This window comes from Sporosarcina sp. SAFN-010 (genome assembly GCF_059415065.1).
The window spans coordinates 382,662-397,232 of sequence record NZ_JBPFDS010000001.1 but is presented as its reverse complement, the minus strand read 5'-3'; the positions used below and the strand labels follow the sequence as shown (position 1 = coordinate 397,232).

The 14,571-nt window shown below is 43.6% G+C and carries 15 protein-coding genes; 11 read left to right on the top strand and 4 right to left on the bottom strand.

From position 1 onward, the window contains the following. Positions 1-18 precede the first annotated feature (18 nt). The 3 genes from ACR65F_RS01990 to ACR65F_RS01980 all read left to right on the top strand — a co-directional run bounded on the left by ACR65F_RS01990 (position 19) and on the right by ACR65F_RS01980 (position 1,843). On the top strand, positions 19-693 hold the full coding sequence (locus ACR65F_RS01990) for a response regulator (RefSeq protein ID WP_039042158.1): 675 nt from the start codon (positions 19-21) through the stop codon (positions 691-693). 61 nt (positions 694-754) lie between these two features. Then, positions 755-1,351 carry a Cif family virulence factor gene (locus tag ACR65F_RS01985; protein WP_440503009.1) on the top strand — a complete coding sequence of 199 codons (597 nt, stop codon included), beginning with the start codon at positions 755-757 and terminating at the stop codon, positions 1,349-1,351. 132 nt (positions 1,352-1,483) lie between these two features. After that, positions 1,484-1,843 (top strand): YhjD family protein, encoded by a 360-nt coding sequence (locus tag ACR65F_RS01980; RefSeq protein ID WP_440503007.1) that lies wholly within the window; start codon positions 1,484-1,486, stop codon positions 1,841-1,843. On the opposite strand, the gene ACR65F_RS01975 is transcribed toward ACR65F_RS01980, so the two are convergent. The 3 genes from ACR65F_RS01975 to ACR65F_RS01965 all read right to left on the bottom strand — a co-directional run bounded on the left by ACR65F_RS01975 (position 1,812) and on the right by ACR65F_RS01965 (position 4,329). Next, a complete protein-coding gene (locus ACR65F_RS01975) occupies positions 1,812-2,360 on the bottom strand; it encodes a competence protein ComK (RefSeq protein ID WP_440503006.1) in 549 nt (182 codons plus the stop codon). The two genes, ACR65F_RS01980 and ACR65F_RS01975, sit on opposite strands and share 32 nt — an antisense overlap. 178 nt (positions 2,361-2,538) lie before the next feature. Further along, positions 2,539-3,702 (bottom strand): M20 metallopeptidase family protein, encoded by a 1,164-nt coding sequence (locus ACR65F_RS01970; RefSeq protein WP_440503005.1) that lies wholly within the window; start codon positions 3,700-3,702, stop codon positions 2,539-2,541. Positions 3,703-3,807: 105 nt separating this feature from the next. Continuing rightward, positions 3,808-4,329, bottom strand: coding sequence for an antibiotic biosynthesis monooxygenase family protein (locus ACR65F_RS01965; protein ID WP_440503004.1), 522 nt, complete (start codon positions 4,327-4,329; stop codon positions 3,808-3,810). A gap of 232 nt (positions 4,330-4,561) precedes the next feature. On the opposite strand from ACR65F_RS01965, the gene hemE reads away from it, so the two are divergent. Genes hemE through hemY form a run of 3 tightly spaced genes read left to right on the top strand, consistent with a single transcriptional unit; the run spans position 4,562 to position 8,004 of the window. Then, positions 4,562-5,611 (top strand): uroporphyrinogen decarboxylase, encoded by a 1,050-nt coding sequence (gene hemE / locus ACR65F_RS01960; protein ID WP_039042153.1) that lies wholly within the window; start codon positions 4,562-4,564, stop codon positions 5,609-5,611. A 16-nt stretch (positions 5,612-5,627) separates the two neighbouring features. Next, the gene (gene hemH, locus ACR65F_RS01955; RefSeq protein ID WP_440503003.1) at positions 5,628-6,557 is read left to right on the top strand and encodes a ferrochelatase; all 930 of its coding nucleotides are present in this window, start codon (positions 5,628-5,630) and stop codon (positions 6,555-6,557) included. Between the two features lie 25 nt (positions 6,558-6,582). Next, a complete protein-coding gene (hemY, locus tag ACR65F_RS01950; protein WP_440503002.1) occupies positions 6,583-8,004 on the top strand; it encodes a protoporphyrinogen oxidase in 1,422 nt (473 codons plus the stop codon). 578 nt (positions 8,005-8,582) lie between these two features. Here hemY and yhfH read toward each other — a convergent pair. Then, complete coding sequence (gene yhfH, locus ACR65F_RS01945; RefSeq protein ID WP_082003300.1) at positions 8,583-8,705, bottom strand: protein YhfH; 123 nt, start codon at positions 8,703-8,705, stop codon at positions 8,583-8,585. 306 nt (positions 8,706-9,011) lie between these two features. On the opposite strand from yhfH, the gene lplA reads away from it, so the two are divergent. The 5 genes from lplA (at position 9,012) to ACR65F_RS01920 (ending at position 14,511) form a co-directional block, all read left to right on the top strand. After that, positions 9,012-10,004 (top strand): lipoate--protein ligase, encoded by a 993-nt coding sequence (gene lplA, locus ACR65F_RS01940; RefSeq protein ID WP_125103528.1) that lies wholly within the window; start codon positions 9,012-9,014, stop codon positions 10,002-10,004. 120 nt (positions 10,005-10,124) lie between these two features. Then, on the top strand, positions 10,125-10,829 hold the full coding sequence (locus ACR65F_RS01935; RefSeq protein ID WP_440503000.1) for a response regulator transcription factor: 705 nt from the start codon (positions 10,125-10,127) through the stop codon (positions 10,827-10,829). Beyond that, a complete protein-coding gene (locus tag ACR65F_RS01930) occupies positions 10,826-11,872 on the top strand; it encodes a sensor histidine kinase (RefSeq protein WP_440502998.1) in 1,047 nt (348 codons plus the stop codon). The genes ACR65F_RS01935 and ACR65F_RS01930 overlap by 4 nt, the downstream gene beginning before the upstream one ends. After that, entirely contained in the window at positions 11,826-12,605 is a 780-nt protein-coding gene (locus tag ACR65F_RS01925) for an ABC transporter ATP-binding protein (RefSeq protein WP_039042147.1), read from the top strand. The genes ACR65F_RS01930 and ACR65F_RS01925 overlap by 47 nt, the downstream gene beginning before the upstream one ends. Continuing rightward, complete coding sequence (locus ACR65F_RS01920; protein WP_440502996.1) at positions 12,577-14,511, top strand: FtsX-like permease family protein; 1,935 nt, start codon at positions 12,577-12,579, stop codon at positions 14,509-14,511. The genes ACR65F_RS01925 and ACR65F_RS01920 overlap by 29 nt, the downstream gene beginning before the upstream one ends. Positions 14,512-14,571 lie beyond the last annotated feature (60 nt).

Here is a 14,571-nt window from a genome sequence, read left to right as displayed (position 1 = left end):
GCTTTGGAGGGAACGAACATGACAAAAATCTTAATAGTAGATGATCATCAATTATTCCGCGAAGGAGTCAAGCGTATTTTACAGTTTGAAGATACGTTCGAAATTGTAGCAGAAGGCGATGACGGTAGCGAAGTATTCACTTTGTACGAAGAGCATAATCCGGATGTAGTTCTTATGGATATTAATATGCCACGGATGAACGGGATTGAAGCAACTGAACAACTTATGACTAAATATCCTGATGCGAAAGTCATCGTATTGTCCATTCATGATGATGAGTCATACGTTTCCCAGGCGTTAAAAACGGGTGCACTCGGATACATGTTGAAAGAAATGGATGCAGATGCAATAGTTCAGGCTATTAAAGTAGTAGCAGCTGGCGGATCTTATTTACATCCAAAAGTAACGCATAATTTAGTGACAGAATATCGCAGATTGAGTGAACGGGAACATAAAGGCTCATTCCATCAACACGAAATCCGCCGACCATTGCATTTGTTGACGAAGCGGGAATGCGAAGTACTGCAATTGTTGACGGATGGTCAAAGTAATCGGGCAATTGGAGAAACATTGTTCATCTCAGAGAAAACTGTGAAAAACCATGTTTCAAGTATTCTACAAAAGATGAGCGTTAACGACCGGACACAAGCTGTTGTCACAGCGATTAAAAATGGTTGGGTTGAAGTGAAGTAAAGCAGAATTTATAAAAGGACCTCCAATCGGATGGTCCTTTTGCTATGAGAGGAGAAGGGGTATGAAGAAAGTTAAAGGACTCGTCGGAATGGCAACGCTAGCTCTTATGCTAAGCGCTTGCAGTGGAGACGATGACAACGCTCAAAAGACTTCAGGTTCGATTGACGATGGTGAGCAGACTAACGAAAATGGTTCGATTGACCATGGAGTTAAGGATAAAGGTGAGTTGGATGGCGAGGATGACGGTTATAGCATAAATGGAGTTCCTATCGAGGAAGCGGTAAACGTACCTTCCGGGGAAAAAGAAGCTATTTTAGAGACGTTTGACCGCTATATCGAAACGCTGAATGCCGGGGAAGTAGATGCTTATCTTGAAACGCTATCAGCAGATGGTTATGACATTGAGGAGGAACGAGAAGCTACAGAAAGCATGCTAGCAACAACCGAGCTCACACGAACGCCAGATGATATTACCATTGTGAAGTATACGGAAAATGAGGCGCAAGTGTTTGCAACGATGAAGGTAGAAGTGAAAGATAAAGATAGTGAAGAAGCAGAAATAACTTTAGGACGTCAAGTAACGGTTCTAACGCAAAAAGATGGTGATTGGAAAGTGAATTCCATTAATGCGATAGCTGATCCGGTACCTAGTGAATGAATCATATAACACCTTAAAGAAAGTGAGCCTCAGTCCGGTGCTGAGGCTCACTTTCTTTTTTTGTTGCAATTTTGAAGTAAGTATCTTATGATTAAGAATAAGAACACTTGTTCGTTTGAGAGGAGTGAGGAAATGTCTGCTCTAAAAACAGAAGTTATCCCTTATTTAGAAAATATGATTTACTTACCGATGATTTTAACCATTTTAGAGAGGGATCGATTGCTAATACAGCAAGGGGATTACAAATTGAAAAAACCGTACTTGGGGCTCATGGATGATGTAGCTAAGCGCGTACACAAAGAGCTTGGAAATACGGCCTCATATTTACGTAGGAATCATTTATCGGTGGTGAGGGGGAAAATGGATGATATTTTTACAGAATATATCTTTGTCCACGACCACCAACAGGACTGTCGAAGATACTTGAATGTACGTTTACGTAATCGAACGGAGGAGCTGCTCACTCAGTATCTTCGACAACCGGGTATCTAAATGAGCCTTCTTGTGCAAGAGACGTTCTAGGTCTGTGCAGCAAAAATTGTTTTTTTGCAAAGTCCCGTTCAAGTAAAGCAGCAAAAGCGAACTGGCGCCACATAGTCGGAGTAGATACGTTTACCTTTACTTTATAGCCATTCTCCAGCAGAACAGAGCATCCGACATTCTCTTCCTGAAAGTCGACAATGGACTGGTAGGAAATCCAAATGTTCTCTTCTGAATTCGGTGACATGGTCGGCAAAAAGATATAAGGGGTGTCAAACGCATGTGCAACAACAATAGGTGTTTTATGGCGATTGCCTAGAGCGTGGCGCGCAGTCAACGTACGTGTTTTTAACGAAGCTCCATAAAGTTCGCACGTTTTTTTGACAATTTGAATCGGTTTTTTAGGAAGATCAAATTCGGCATTACGCTCAATTACACGAGTCGATAATTTAAAGTCCTCTCGAATCGGTTGTAACACAAACGTATCAGAATTGATGAGGTAATTCTCAGCGTTTTTTCGTGAATGCATCCAAGTCACTCCTACTCAATAAGTAATAACTCCTATTATATAGGATAAATATTGGAAAGCAATCAGTTAAAATGAAATAATCAGAAATAAATAAAAAAACTCTGAACTTGCCACTTCTTGATGATCTGTGTTGAAAAGGGCATCAAGGCATGGAGCAAAGTTACAGAGTAGATGGTTATTAATTTTGATAAGCAAGAGCGGCTGCACCGAGTGTTTTGGCAGCAGTTAGCATTGCGGATTCGTCAAAGTCGAATCGAGGGTGATGATGTGGGAACGCATTTTCAGGTTGCGCACCAGTGAAAAAGAACGTTCCAGGAACTTGTTCCAAGTAGTAAGCGAAATCTTCTCCGCCCATTTGAGGGATTGTTTGAACTACCTCTTTTACTCCTGGGACTTCTTTGGCAACATCATGCAAAAATGCTGTCTCTCTTTCGTGATTTACGACAGCTGGGTAGCCACGTGTATATGTAACGTTGATTTCACAGTTGTTCATATGCGCGGTTCCTTCAGCGATTCTTTGGATCTCAGATTCCATAAGATCGCGAATTTTAGGAGAAAACGTTCGCACGGTTCCTTTGAGCTCGGCTTGATCGGCAATAATGTTGAACGCATTGTCAGATACGAAAGAACCAATTGATAGCACAGCGGACTCAATCGGATCGACACGACGAGAGACAAGCTGTTGGAAGTTGTTTACAAGTTGGGAAGCAATCACGATTGCATCTTTTGTTTGGTGCGGAGAAGCACCATGACCACCAGCGCCCTGAACTGTAATTTCGATACGGTCTGCGGCTGCCATAATTGGACCGCTCACGTACTGAATCGTGTTCGGTTCCATCATTGACCATAAGTGAGTACCGAAAATAACATCGACACCGTCCAGGCAACCGTCTTCAATCATAGAAATAGCACCACCAGGAGCATATTCTTCAGCGTGTTGGTGAATGAAGACGTATGTACCGGCAAGTTCACCTTTTAGCTCATTGATTGCTTTAGCAAGGTGGAGCAATGTGGAAGTGTGGCCATCATGCCCGCATGCGTGCATGACACCAGGAACGGTTGATTTGTAAGGTACATCTTTTTGATCTTGGATCGGCAGTGCGTCAAAATCAGCTCGTAGTGCAACTGTTTTACCAGGTTTTCCACCTTTAATACGAGCAACGACACCGTTTCCACCAACGTTGCTCCTAAACTCCACCCCTAACTTCGTATAGAAATCTTGGATGTATTGTGCTGTATTGGTTTCATGAAATGACACTTCTGGATGCTGGTGCAAATAGCGACGAACGCTAACCATGTCATCAAAAGAGTTGTCGAGTAGTGTATAAAGTTTTTCGTTCATTAAAGACATCTCCTTTTTTGAATATGGTATCCAGTATATCAGTGTGTTTTCAAACTCGCAATTGTTTGACAACAAAAAAAGAGGCACATGGCCCCTCTGGAAATATCATTCGGAATCATGAGTTTGAAGTGAACTAAATAATGTAATATAAGGTGCACTTGAGAAGATATGAACGGAAGGACCAGCGACGATATCACTTTTTGTAGTATCATATGCAGCTGAAAAGGCAGGTGTGTTCTTATGCAAATCGAATGACTGGCTATCTTCCCACTCTGTTAAAATGATATACGTATCTGAATCGAGTGATCGTAGTAATCGAAAAGCGATAAAACCTGAAGTGTCCTTCATAGCTAAATGGTCTCTTTTGAAACGTTCTTCAAAAATGGGTTTCCCTTCGTCGGAAATGGATATGTTGTTTAGTGCAAAAAATCCATGTTCCTGGAGCTGTCCCATTTCCTCTATGACTTCATATCGCTGCGGTGTCTGGAAAACCGTTTTTCCTGCTGTTTCGTGTAGCAGCTGAGAAGACCCACTACCGTGCATTAGAATCATATTTTCTCCGGGGTATTTCTCTTTAACCTTCTCCATGAATTCTGGAGTGCCTCGTGTAATGTATAAATTTTTCATTATTGATACCCTCCTTGGCTAGTCTAAACAAATTAACCTCTTCTTTAGTTATTTCCCCGAATCCTGCTCCTAAAACAAACCATGTCAAAACAATGACGGAATGTGGCACAAATTTATGACAATGGGTGTATATTGCTATACATCCCAACAGTTTACGTCTATATTGAAAACGATAAGCTACTCGTGAAATGCATAATTCAGTTCGGTAAAAAGAGAATGGGGGAATTTGTTCATGACTATAGTAAATGATACGCTTCTTAGAGCTGCTCGTGGAGAACATATTGATCACACACCGGTTTGGTATATGCGACAGGCAGGAAGATCGCAGCCTGAATATCGGAAAATCAAGGAAAAGTACTCACTTGAAGAGATTACGCACCAACCTGAATTGTGTGCCTATGTTACAAAGTTACCTGTCGACCAATATGGTGTCGATGCTGCAATTTTATATAAAGATATTGTTACACCACTTCCGGGAATGGGCGTCGACGTTCAGATTAAAGCTGGAGTAGGACCTGTTATTTCGAATCCGATTAAATCAGTCGCGGATATCGAAAAACTGACAGCGATGCATCCGGAAGATGATATTCCATTTGTTCTTGAAACGATTCGAATACTAACAAAAGAACAATTGGATGTACCTCTCATCGGTTTTGCAGGAGCACCCTTCACACTTGCGAGTTACATGATTGAAGGCGGTCCATCTAGAAACTATGCACGCACAAAAGCACTTATGGTATCTGAGCCTCAAGCTTGGTTCGCACTTATGGACAAACTTGCGGACACAATGATTGCCTATGTCACTGCACAAGTCAAAGCAGGTGCGTCTGCGATTCAACTGTTCGATTCTTGGGTTGGTGCACTGAATGTATCCGACTACCGTATTTTCATCAAGCCTGTAATGGAACGTATTTTCACAGAACTACGCAAATTGAATGTTCCTTTAATCACGTTTGGAGTAGGTGCAAGTCACCTAGCAAACGAATGGCATGACCTTCCTGTTGATGTCGTAGGTTTAGATTGGAGACTCTCAATAGAAGAAGCGGGCCAACGTGGACTAACAAAGCCGCTACAAGGGAATCTTGACCCTACATTATTGTTGGCGGATTGGTCCGTCATTGAAGAACGTGCAAAAGTGATTATTGAACAAGGGGTTGCACACGGCAGCCACATCTTCAACTTAGGTCATGGAGTATTCCCAGAAATCGAACCTGCCAAGCTGAAGAAACTAACTGAACTGATTCACACATATAGTGCAGAACTACGCGCAAATAAAAACTAATCTTGAGGTGAATGACATGGGAAAACGCACAATGGGACTTTTAGTAATGGCTTACGGTACACCTTACAAGGAAGAGGATATCGAGCCGTATTACACACATATCCGCCGCGGGCGTAAACCTGCACCGGAGCAACTTGAAGATTTGAAAAATCGTTATGAAGCAATCGGTGGAATTTCTCCACTTGCTCACATCACAGAAGGTCAAGCACAAGCACTTTGTGATACGTTGAATCAAGCACAAGATGAGATTGAGTTCAAACTATATATTGGTCTAAAGCACATTACGCCATTCATTGAAGAAGCAGTGGCACAGATGGATAAAGACGGAATTAAAGAAACGGTAACTGTTGTCCTTGCTCCTCACTATTCAACATTCTCTGTGAAATCGTACAATACACGTGCGAAAGAAGAAGCGGACAAATACGGAATTTCCATCACATCCGTTGAAAGTTGGTACAAACAGCCGAAATTCCTAAAATATTGGGAAGAGAAAATTCGCGAAACCTTCGACAGCATGAGCGATGCAGAACGCGAAAAGTCAGTTCTTGTTGTATCTGCACACTCACTTCCACAAAAAATCCGTGAAGCTGGCGATCCATATCCCGATCAGCTGGAAGAAACGGCTAAACTCCTTGCAGAAGCTGCTGACGTGAAAGAATACGCTGTCGGCTGGCAAAGTGAAGGGCAAACAGGCGAACCTTGGCTTGGACCGGATGTACAGGACTTGACTCGTGAATTAAACGAGAAAAAAGGGTATACGTCATTTGTCTATACACCAGTAGGTTTTGTTTCAGATCACCTCGAAGTGCTATTCGACAATGACTACGAATGTAAAGTGGTTTGCGACGAAATCGGTGCAACATATCACCGACCAGCTATGCCGAATACTGATCCACTCTTTATCGGAGCAGTTGCGGACGCAGTAATTGAAAAAGTAAACAAGTAAGTTTTGAAAAGGACGTGTGAAGGCAATGGACGAACAGCGTAAAAAAGTTGTCATTGCGGGGGGCGGCATCACGGGTCTATCTGCGGCATTCTACATGCAGCAACAAATCCGGGAGCAGAATCTTCCCATCGATATTATTCTTGTCGAAGCAACCAACCGACTTGGTGGTAAGATCCAGACTGTCAGACGCAACGGCTATATTATAGAACGCGGTCCAGATTCCTTTTTGATACGAAAAAAAAGTATGGACCGTCTTGCGCAAGAGCTCGGCATCGCTGATCAGCTCGTGAAAAATGCAACGGGACAATCGTATGTATTACTGAACGATGAATTGCATCCGATTCCGGGTGGTTCGATTATGGGCGTTCCGACAGAAATCGGCCCTTTTCTCAAAAGTAACCTGTTTTCGTTAACGGGTAAACTGCGTGCAGCAGGGGATATTTTCTTACCCCGCTCCGATATTAAAGGTGATCAGTCATTAGGTGCCTTTTTCCGCCGTCGTTTCGGAAATGAAGTCGTGAATAACCTGATTGAACCGTTACTCTCTGGAGTCTATGCAGGTGACATTGACCACATGAGCATGGAGTCGACGTTCCCGCAATTTGTCAGTGTGGAAGAAAAACACAGGAGTCTCATCCTAGGCATGAAGAAAACGCAACCGAAGCCGGAACAGCTGCCAAACAAAGGACATGCTGCGAAGAAAGAGGGAGCATTCCATACGTTCCGAAATGGGCTCGAGACAATTGTTGAAGCCTTAGAAGAACAGTTACCTGAGGTGAATTTCATCAAGGGAGTTAGACTGGAGAAAATCGAACAAGAGGATGAGCGGACATTTGTCACGCTCAACGAAGGTTCTGTTATCGAAGCGGATGCAGTCGTCCTCACTACGGGACATGCAGTCGCTCGTCAATTATTCGAGCCGCATGGCATTATGCAGAAGCTAGGAGAGATTAAAACGTCATCCGTTGCAACGATAACTCTTGCATTCCCGGAAAGTGCTGTTGTCCAAGATAAGGAAGGAACAGGCTTCCTAGTATCACGCAGCGGCGACTATTCCATTACCGCCTGCACCTGGTTGAACCGTAAATGGCCGACAACGACACCTGATGGAAAAGTATTATTGCGCGCATTTGTTGGACGAATCGGTAAAGAAGCCATCGTTGATTTACCAGACGATGAAATTGAACAAATCGTTCTAGCGGATTTGCGGAAAATCTTCGAAATTAATGAAGACCCTGAGTTCTCCATCGTCACACGTTGGAAGGATGACCGCCCTCAATACCGGGTCGGTCACAAAAAACTCATCGCAGACGCCAAAGAACAATTACGCACCGCATTTCCAAATGTAGAACTAGCAGGAGCATCGTACGAAGGCGTCGGCTTACCAGATTGTATCGATCAAGGGAAAGCAGCCGCGGACCGTGTTGTGCAGCGATTGACTCGCTAAAATTGATTAAATTGAAAACCTCACACAGCCGACTTTCGGCATGCGTGAGGTCTTTTTTGTTTGCTGGTTAGATTAAAATAGAGGTTTTGATCGTTGTCAGACACTCAGCATAGTTTCTCGATCACTCATGGGGATTTCTTGATCAAACTTATGGATTACTCCGACACCTCGTGTAGTTTCTCCGACACATCTCGCAATTTCTCGATAACGGGACACAATTCACCGACTTTAAGGGATTAATTGGTAGCGCTTCGATTGTTTTGGTGGGGAGATAGAGGGAGTATCCTCATGTACTTATTATGACAATGGGAACAACTAAATTTAACAATGATACGTTGATTTCAGCGTAGGATGGCGACTCCGGAGGGATCAGCGAAGATTGAAGACCCTGGACTGAGCAAAGCGAAGGAAGCGGCTGAAATCAAGCCCCTCGGAAAGCGTCCATCCGAAGCAGAAATCAACACCGTCTAATCTTTACTACAACAACTCCTACTTTCCCACAAAAAAAAATGCCACAGAAGCCAGTGTATACTGACGTTCTGTAGCAGCCAATTAATCTAACCTATAACAGCAGCTCGTTATTCTGAGCACGATGGGCATTTTGTTTGATAGCACTCATGTTGTTCCTCAATCTGTTCACCGCAAGTAACACACTGTTTCGGAGGCAAATTCTTAAAAAATTCCACAACGTTTTCAATCATTTCTCATCCGCTCCATTCATTTTGTAGTAGTACTACCTTGTCCAGTGACGAGTGTTTTGCAACAGAGGCGACAAAAAAATTTGTGCTCTTCAGCTCCTTTGTACTAGCACTTTGACTTGTTACTCATAGTGTATTATAACAGATGACTATCTGTCAACAGTTTTTGGACAATTTAGAAAAATGGTTCAATCTTCACATGTGAAACTTAGTCTATTTATTCACGAACAGATGTAGACTACACTTGTCCTTCACAATAAGAGTTATGTTAGAATGGCACTATCAGCTTCATATAAAGGGGAGACTAGCATGCGTTTTGTAGATAACCAAGGCATTACGGATCCACGTATTAACTTAGCGATCGAGGAATATGTACTCAATACAATGGATACCGATGAAGATTCCTACCTTCTGTTCTATATCAATGAACCCTCCATCATTATCGGGAAGAACCAAAACACGATTGAAGAAATTGATACAGAGTACGTCGATGCAAATGGCATCCATGTTGTACGCAGACTTTCTGGTGGCGGCGCAGTGTACCATGACAAAGGGAACTTGAACTTCAGCTTCATCACAAAAGATGATGGACAATCTTTCCGTAACTTTAAAAAGTTCACGGAGCCTGTTGTGGAAGCACTTGCTAAAATGGGTGTGAAAGCAGAGTTACTTGGACGCAACGACTTACTCGTCGACGGTAAAAAAGTTTCAGGAAATGCACAGTTTGCAACCCAAGGCCGTATGTTCAGCCATGGAACGCTCATGTTTGACACGGAAATTGAAGAGGTCGTCAATGCATTACGTGTGAAGAAAGATAAGATCGAGTCAAAGGGGATTAAATCAATTCGCAGTCGCGTCACAAATATTTCTGAGCACATGGACAAGCCGATGACCATCGAACAATTCCGGATGGAAATCTTAAATTCGATCTTTGGCGGGGAAGAAAAAATTCAGTTCAAAGAATTAACTGAGGAAGACTGGAAGAACATTCACCAATTGTCCAAAGAACGATATGGCAACTGGGATTGGAACTATGGTCGCTCACCGAAGTGTAACGTGCAACACTCCCATCGCTTCCCGGTAGGTAGCATCGATGTTCGACTACAAGTTGAAAAAGGGACAATCCATGAAGTACACATTTTTGGTGACTTCTTCGGAATCGGCAGTGTCACAGAGATTGAAAATCGTCTCGTGAATTGTCAGTATGACCGCGAGTCGATTACAGCTGCAGTTAGCAACCTCGATATTCCGAAGTTACTCGGTGGCATTACACAAGATGAATTCGTGAATTTGATTTACTGACATTCAAACAGGTTCCTTCTGCCTAATCGGCGAGAGGAGCCTGTTTTTTACATGTGTGAGAAAGGCGAGTGGAGACGATTTACGGTATACTGAAACTACTTGTAAAGGGGGCGCGGATCTATGGAGAAACATCGTATTTTTATCGTGGAGGATGATCGTAAAATCGCGGAACTGCTTGCAGACACACTGCGGAAATACCAGTATGAAGTAGCCGTTGCGGAGGATTTCGATCAAATCGCGGATGAGTGTCTGTCGTTCGATCCGCATCTGATTTTACTCGACATCAATTTGCCTACATACGACGGCTATTATTGGTGCCGTCAGTTGAGGACTCAAACGACATGTCCGATTCTTTTTATTTCAGCACGTTCGGGTGATATGGACCAAGTGTTTGCGCTTGAAAATGGCGGTGACGATTTCATCACTAAACCATTCCATTATGATGTCGTATTAGCGAAAATCAGAAGCCATCTACGTCGTTCGTTTGGCGAATATGCTCCTGCGCAGTCGGAACGGATTGTGAAAACAGGGACGTTGACGCTATTTGCAGAGAGAATGGAACTCCAATCGGGAGACACCATTGTTCCTCTTCAGAAAAAGGAGTGCATTATTCTGGAGTTGTTGATGGAGGCAGCGCCAAAAGTGGTATCCCGTGAGACTTTACTCGAAGAACTCTGGGACGATCAGTCGTTTGTAGATGAAAACACATTGAATGTCAACATTGCTCGTGTTCGTAAAAAACTGGCGGATTTTGATATTCTTTCAACAATCGATACAGTTCGCGGAGCTGGTTATCGATTTGTACTAGCGACTGAAGAAGTATGAATAAGTACAAGTTATTTATAAAAGAACATGCCTCATTTTTATTGTTCCAGCTTGTAATGTTGCTATTTATCGTCCTCCTTTTTTGGCTTGATGGCGCGCGCGACTGGAGCACAGCCGTCTACGCAATATTGATGGGGATCATGTTGACGTTTGGCTACTTACTCGCGAAATTCATTACTCGGCGATCTTTTTATGAAGTGTTTGAGCGAGAACCAGGACGCATGGAAGATGCGTTAATCGGTCGACCACAAACGCCGGAACATCGGATGACGGCACAATATATGCGGAAATTGTATCGACTCTATCATAGTGATGTTCAAAAACTTGATGCTGCGCAGCAACGGCAATTGCATTTCATTAACCAATGGGTCCATCAAATGAAAACACCGATTTCAGTTCTGGGCTTGCTCTTGCAAGAAGAGGAAATCGACCGGAAAAGTTTCCATGAAGAGCTCGACAGATTACAGGATGGGCTAGATGCGGTGCTCGTCAATGCAAGGCTCGAGACATTTGAAGATGATATGAGAATTGAGCGGATTGTATTGGAGGACCTCGTTCGACAAGTGGTGACAGAGCATAAGCGGTTGTTCATTACAAATGGAGTGTTTCCTGAAATTCGTGTGGATACGGAATTTGTCGTCGCCACCGACCCGAAATGGATGAAAATCATACTTGGACAATTTATAACAAATTCAGTAAAGTATACGTTTGAAAAAGGGAAAAAAGTGTACGTGACCGCTGATAGAACGGATCAAGGCATCCAGTTGACCGTAAAGGATGAAGGAATTGGTATACCTGAAACGGATGTGAAGCGAGTGACTCGTGCGTTTTTCACTGGAGAAAACGGTCGTAAAACCGGAGAATCGACAGGGATGGGATTGTATATCGCATCTGAAGTATGTGGACGACTTGGACATGCGTTGACAATTGAGTCGAAAGTGGGCGAAGGGACAGCTGTGTCTGTGTTGTTCTCAAATGGAGAGGCGGTAGAAAACGATGGCACGGAAAATCGTCGAGTTATCGGAAGTGACGAAAATCTATGAAGGCAAAGTGATGCATCGGGCGTTGAATCGTCTCGATTTTGAAGCGGAAGAAGGCGAGTTCATCGCGATAATGGGGCCATCTGGAAGTGGTAAGACGACATTGCTCAATCTTATTTCAACAATTGACTTGCCAACGTATGGCAGGATTGCAGTGAATGGAATTGAACCCGAGACGCTTAATCAGAACGACCTCGCGTTATTCAGAAGGCGGCACTTAGGATTTGTCTTTCAGACGATTAATTTGCTACAAATGTTGACAGTTGAGGAAAACTTGGTACTCCCGCTAACGCTCGATCGCGTGCCAGTGCCGGAGATGAAACGCAGAATTGCAGCTCTTGCTGACAAACTGGCGTTAAATGAGATTTTATCCAGAAGGCCTGACGAATTATCCGGTGGGCAAGCGCAACGCACAGCAGTTGGACGTGCACTTATCCATGAGCCAGAACTCATTCTGGCGGACGAACCGACAGGGAATCTGGACTCGAAATCAGCGCGGGATGTATTGGAACTACTATCGAAAATCAATCAGACCGCAGGCACCACGATTATTATGGTGACACATGATCCACTTGCTGCAAGTTATTGTGATCGTGTGTTGTTCATCAAAGATGGTGAGTTTTTCAACGAATTGTACAAAGATGAACAGCGCCGTACATTTTTCCAACAGATTTTAAACGTGCTGTCGTTGCTCGGAGGGAACGTCAATGACCTTTCGTCAGTTCGCATACCGTAACGTCGTCCGGAATCGGCGCATTTATGCAGCCTTCTTCATGGCGAGTGCGTTTTCGGTCATGGTGTTCTTCCTGTACTCCATGCTGTTGTTCCATCCTGCGATGAACGAGGGCTTTGTCCAAGAGGTAGCGACGAGTGGCATGATTACTGCGGAATTTGTGTTGTTCATCTTCACACTATTTTTCTTGTTCTATTCGATGCGCGCGTTTTTACAAGCTCGGACGAAAGAGTTCGGCATTTTGCTATTGCTCGGGATGGCAAGGAGGCAGCTCCAACGACTCATCTTCCTTGAAACGATGTTGATAGGTGGTGTTGCAATCGTTGTCGGAACGTTTCTTGGATTTGTTTTCTCGAAATTTTTCTTGATGATTGTGAAAGAACTCATCCAAGTTCCGACGCTACCCCTTTATTTCACATGGCATCCTTTTGTGTTGACAGTAGGCAGTTTCGCGAGTGTATTCATCATTATTTCACTGCTTGCTCCGATGTTCATCCGCACGGGGGAAGTGTATGACTTGCTGCAAGGAGAAGCAGCGGAGCAAGATGCATATTCGTCGTCAAAATGGCGTGCATTCGCTGGAATCGCAATGCTTCTATTGACGTATGTCATGGCAGTCTACGCAACGCATACGTATGTTATCCGTGTCATTTTTATGTTACCGGCAGCGGCTGTAATTGGAACGTACTTATTCTTTAGCGACTCTTTACCGTATCTGATTCAGCTATTCCGAACAAGAAAACGCATTTATTGGCGGCCGTTTTGGCTATTGTCGCTCTCAGAGGGCGTTGTGAGATTGAAAGAAAATGCGCGCATGTTTTTCATCGTTACGATGGTATCGACTCTTGCGTTCATGTCTGTCGGATTGCTCGCATCCCTTACTTCTTTTGCCAATCAATACCGGGAAATAAACCCTCTAGGGCTCGTCTACAAGAGCTACCCAGGAAACGTGCTGGAACAGATTCATGTCCGGCAGCTCACGGACGAGTTGAATGAGAAGGAAATCGACTATAGTCTTGTTGAATTTCGGGTGCTTGAACAAAAGTCGTCCTTCACTGATATGAGCGTGTCGATTATTCGACTGTCGAGTATCAACGCACTCGGATACACGTTTGGCTTTCCGGCTGTTGACGTAAAGGATGGGAAAGCACTCTTTTTGCCACAGTCCGAATCATCCTACCAACAATTGAAAGATCGCACAGTCAACACTTCACTAGAAAAAAGTGGTCTTGATATGGAGATTGTTGGAGCATATCCGCATCAGCTATTTCCACCGAACGCAATTGGAGCCAATGCAATCATTTTGACGGATACAGACTTTGAACGGGTACTAATGGGTGAGGACGGTGCGGATTCATCGTTATTCCGTTATTACGCGTTCAATATAGCTGACTGGCAAGAGACGAAAGACGTTGGTCGTGCGCTACATGAAGACGAATTGCAGTCTATTTTACTTGGTGGCGAATCTGGAACGCTGTTTTCGTTCGGCAATCCAGGACTGAATTATTCTATCATCCGCACAACATTTTCTTTATTGCTGTTCATGGGATTAATGCTCGCAGCTGTATTATTCCTTGCAGCAGGAAGTTTCGTTTATTTCCGTTTGTATACAACCTTGGACCGTGACCGCAGACAGTTTGACGTGTTGCGCCGTATGGGCATTACAGATAAAGAGTTGAAGAAGATTGTGAATCGACAGCTGTTGCCACAGTTCTTCATCCCCTGGGGAGTGGCATTTGTGCATAGTGCGTTCGCATTTTTGGCGCTTCAAGTCATTTGGGATGCACTCGCAGAAATTTCAATTGTAAAAGAGCTGACTCTTGTATTGGGGGGATTTGCGGTCTTACAAATCTCTTATTTCTACCTGATTCGATGGAGGTACTTATCTCACATTCGGACACCGGAGTAATTTCCGGTGTCTTTTATATTACGAGAAATTAGTTTGAAGATAAAATATCTAAAAATAAAG

What these genes read in the sequence shown, in the direction of transcription:
- ACR65F_RS01990 (WP_039042158.1), top strand. Translation starts at nt 19, where the DNA reads ATGACAAAAATCTTAATAGTAGATGATCATCAATTATTCCGCGAAGGA.
- ACR65F_RS01985 (WP_440503009.1), top strand. Translation starts at nt 755, where the DNA reads ATGAAGAAAGTTAAAGGACTCGTCGGAATGGCAACGCTAGCTCTTATG.
- ACR65F_RS01980 (WP_440503007.1), top strand. Translation starts at nt 1,484, where the DNA reads ATGTCTGCTCTAAAAACAGAAGTTATCCCTTATTTAGAAAATATGATT.
- ACR65F_RS01975 (WP_440503006.1), bottom strand. Translation starts at nt 2,360, where the DNA reads ATGCATTCACGAAAAAACGCTGAGAATTACCTCATCAATTCTGATACG.
- ACR65F_RS01970 (WP_440503005.1), bottom strand. Translation starts at nt 3,702, where the DNA reads ATGAACGAAAAACTTTATACACTACTCGACAACTCTTTTGATGACATG.
- ACR65F_RS01965 (WP_440503004.1), bottom strand. Translation starts at nt 4,329, where the DNA reads ATGAAAAATTTATACATTACACGAGGCACTCCAGAATTCATGGAGAAG.
- hemE (WP_039042153.1), top strand. Translation starts at nt 4,562, where the DNA reads ATGACTATAGTAAATGATACGCTTCTTAGAGCTGCTCGTGGAGAACAT.
- hemH (WP_440503003.1), top strand. Translation starts at nt 5,628, where the DNA reads ATGGGAAAACGCACAATGGGACTTTTAGTAATGGCTTACGGTACACCT.
- hemY (WP_440503002.1), top strand. Translation starts at nt 6,583, where the DNA reads ATGGACGAACAGCGTAAAAAAGTTGTCATTGCGGGGGGCGGCATCACG.
- yhfH (WP_082003300.1), bottom strand. Translation starts at nt 8,705, where the DNA reads ATGATTGAAAACGTTGTGGAATTTTTTAAGAATTTGCCTCCGAAACAG.
- lplA (WP_125103528.1), top strand. Translation starts at nt 9,012, where the DNA reads ATGCGTTTTGTAGATAACCAAGGCATTACGGATCCACGTATTAACTTA.
- ACR65F_RS01935 (WP_440503000.1), top strand. Translation starts at nt 10,125, where the DNA reads ATGGAGAAACATCGTATTTTTATCGTGGAGGATGATCGTAAAATCGCG.
- ACR65F_RS01930 (WP_440502998.1), top strand. Translation starts at nt 10,826, where the DNA reads ATGAATAAGTACAAGTTATTTATAAAAGAACATGCCTCATTTTTATTG.
- ACR65F_RS01925 (WP_039042147.1), top strand. Translation starts at nt 11,826, where the DNA reads ATGGCACGGAAAATCGTCGAGTTATCGGAAGTGACGAAAATCTATGAA.
- ACR65F_RS01920 (WP_440502996.1), top strand. Translation starts at nt 12,577, where the DNA reads ATGACCTTTCGTCAGTTCGCATACCGTAACGTCGTCCGGAATCGGCGC.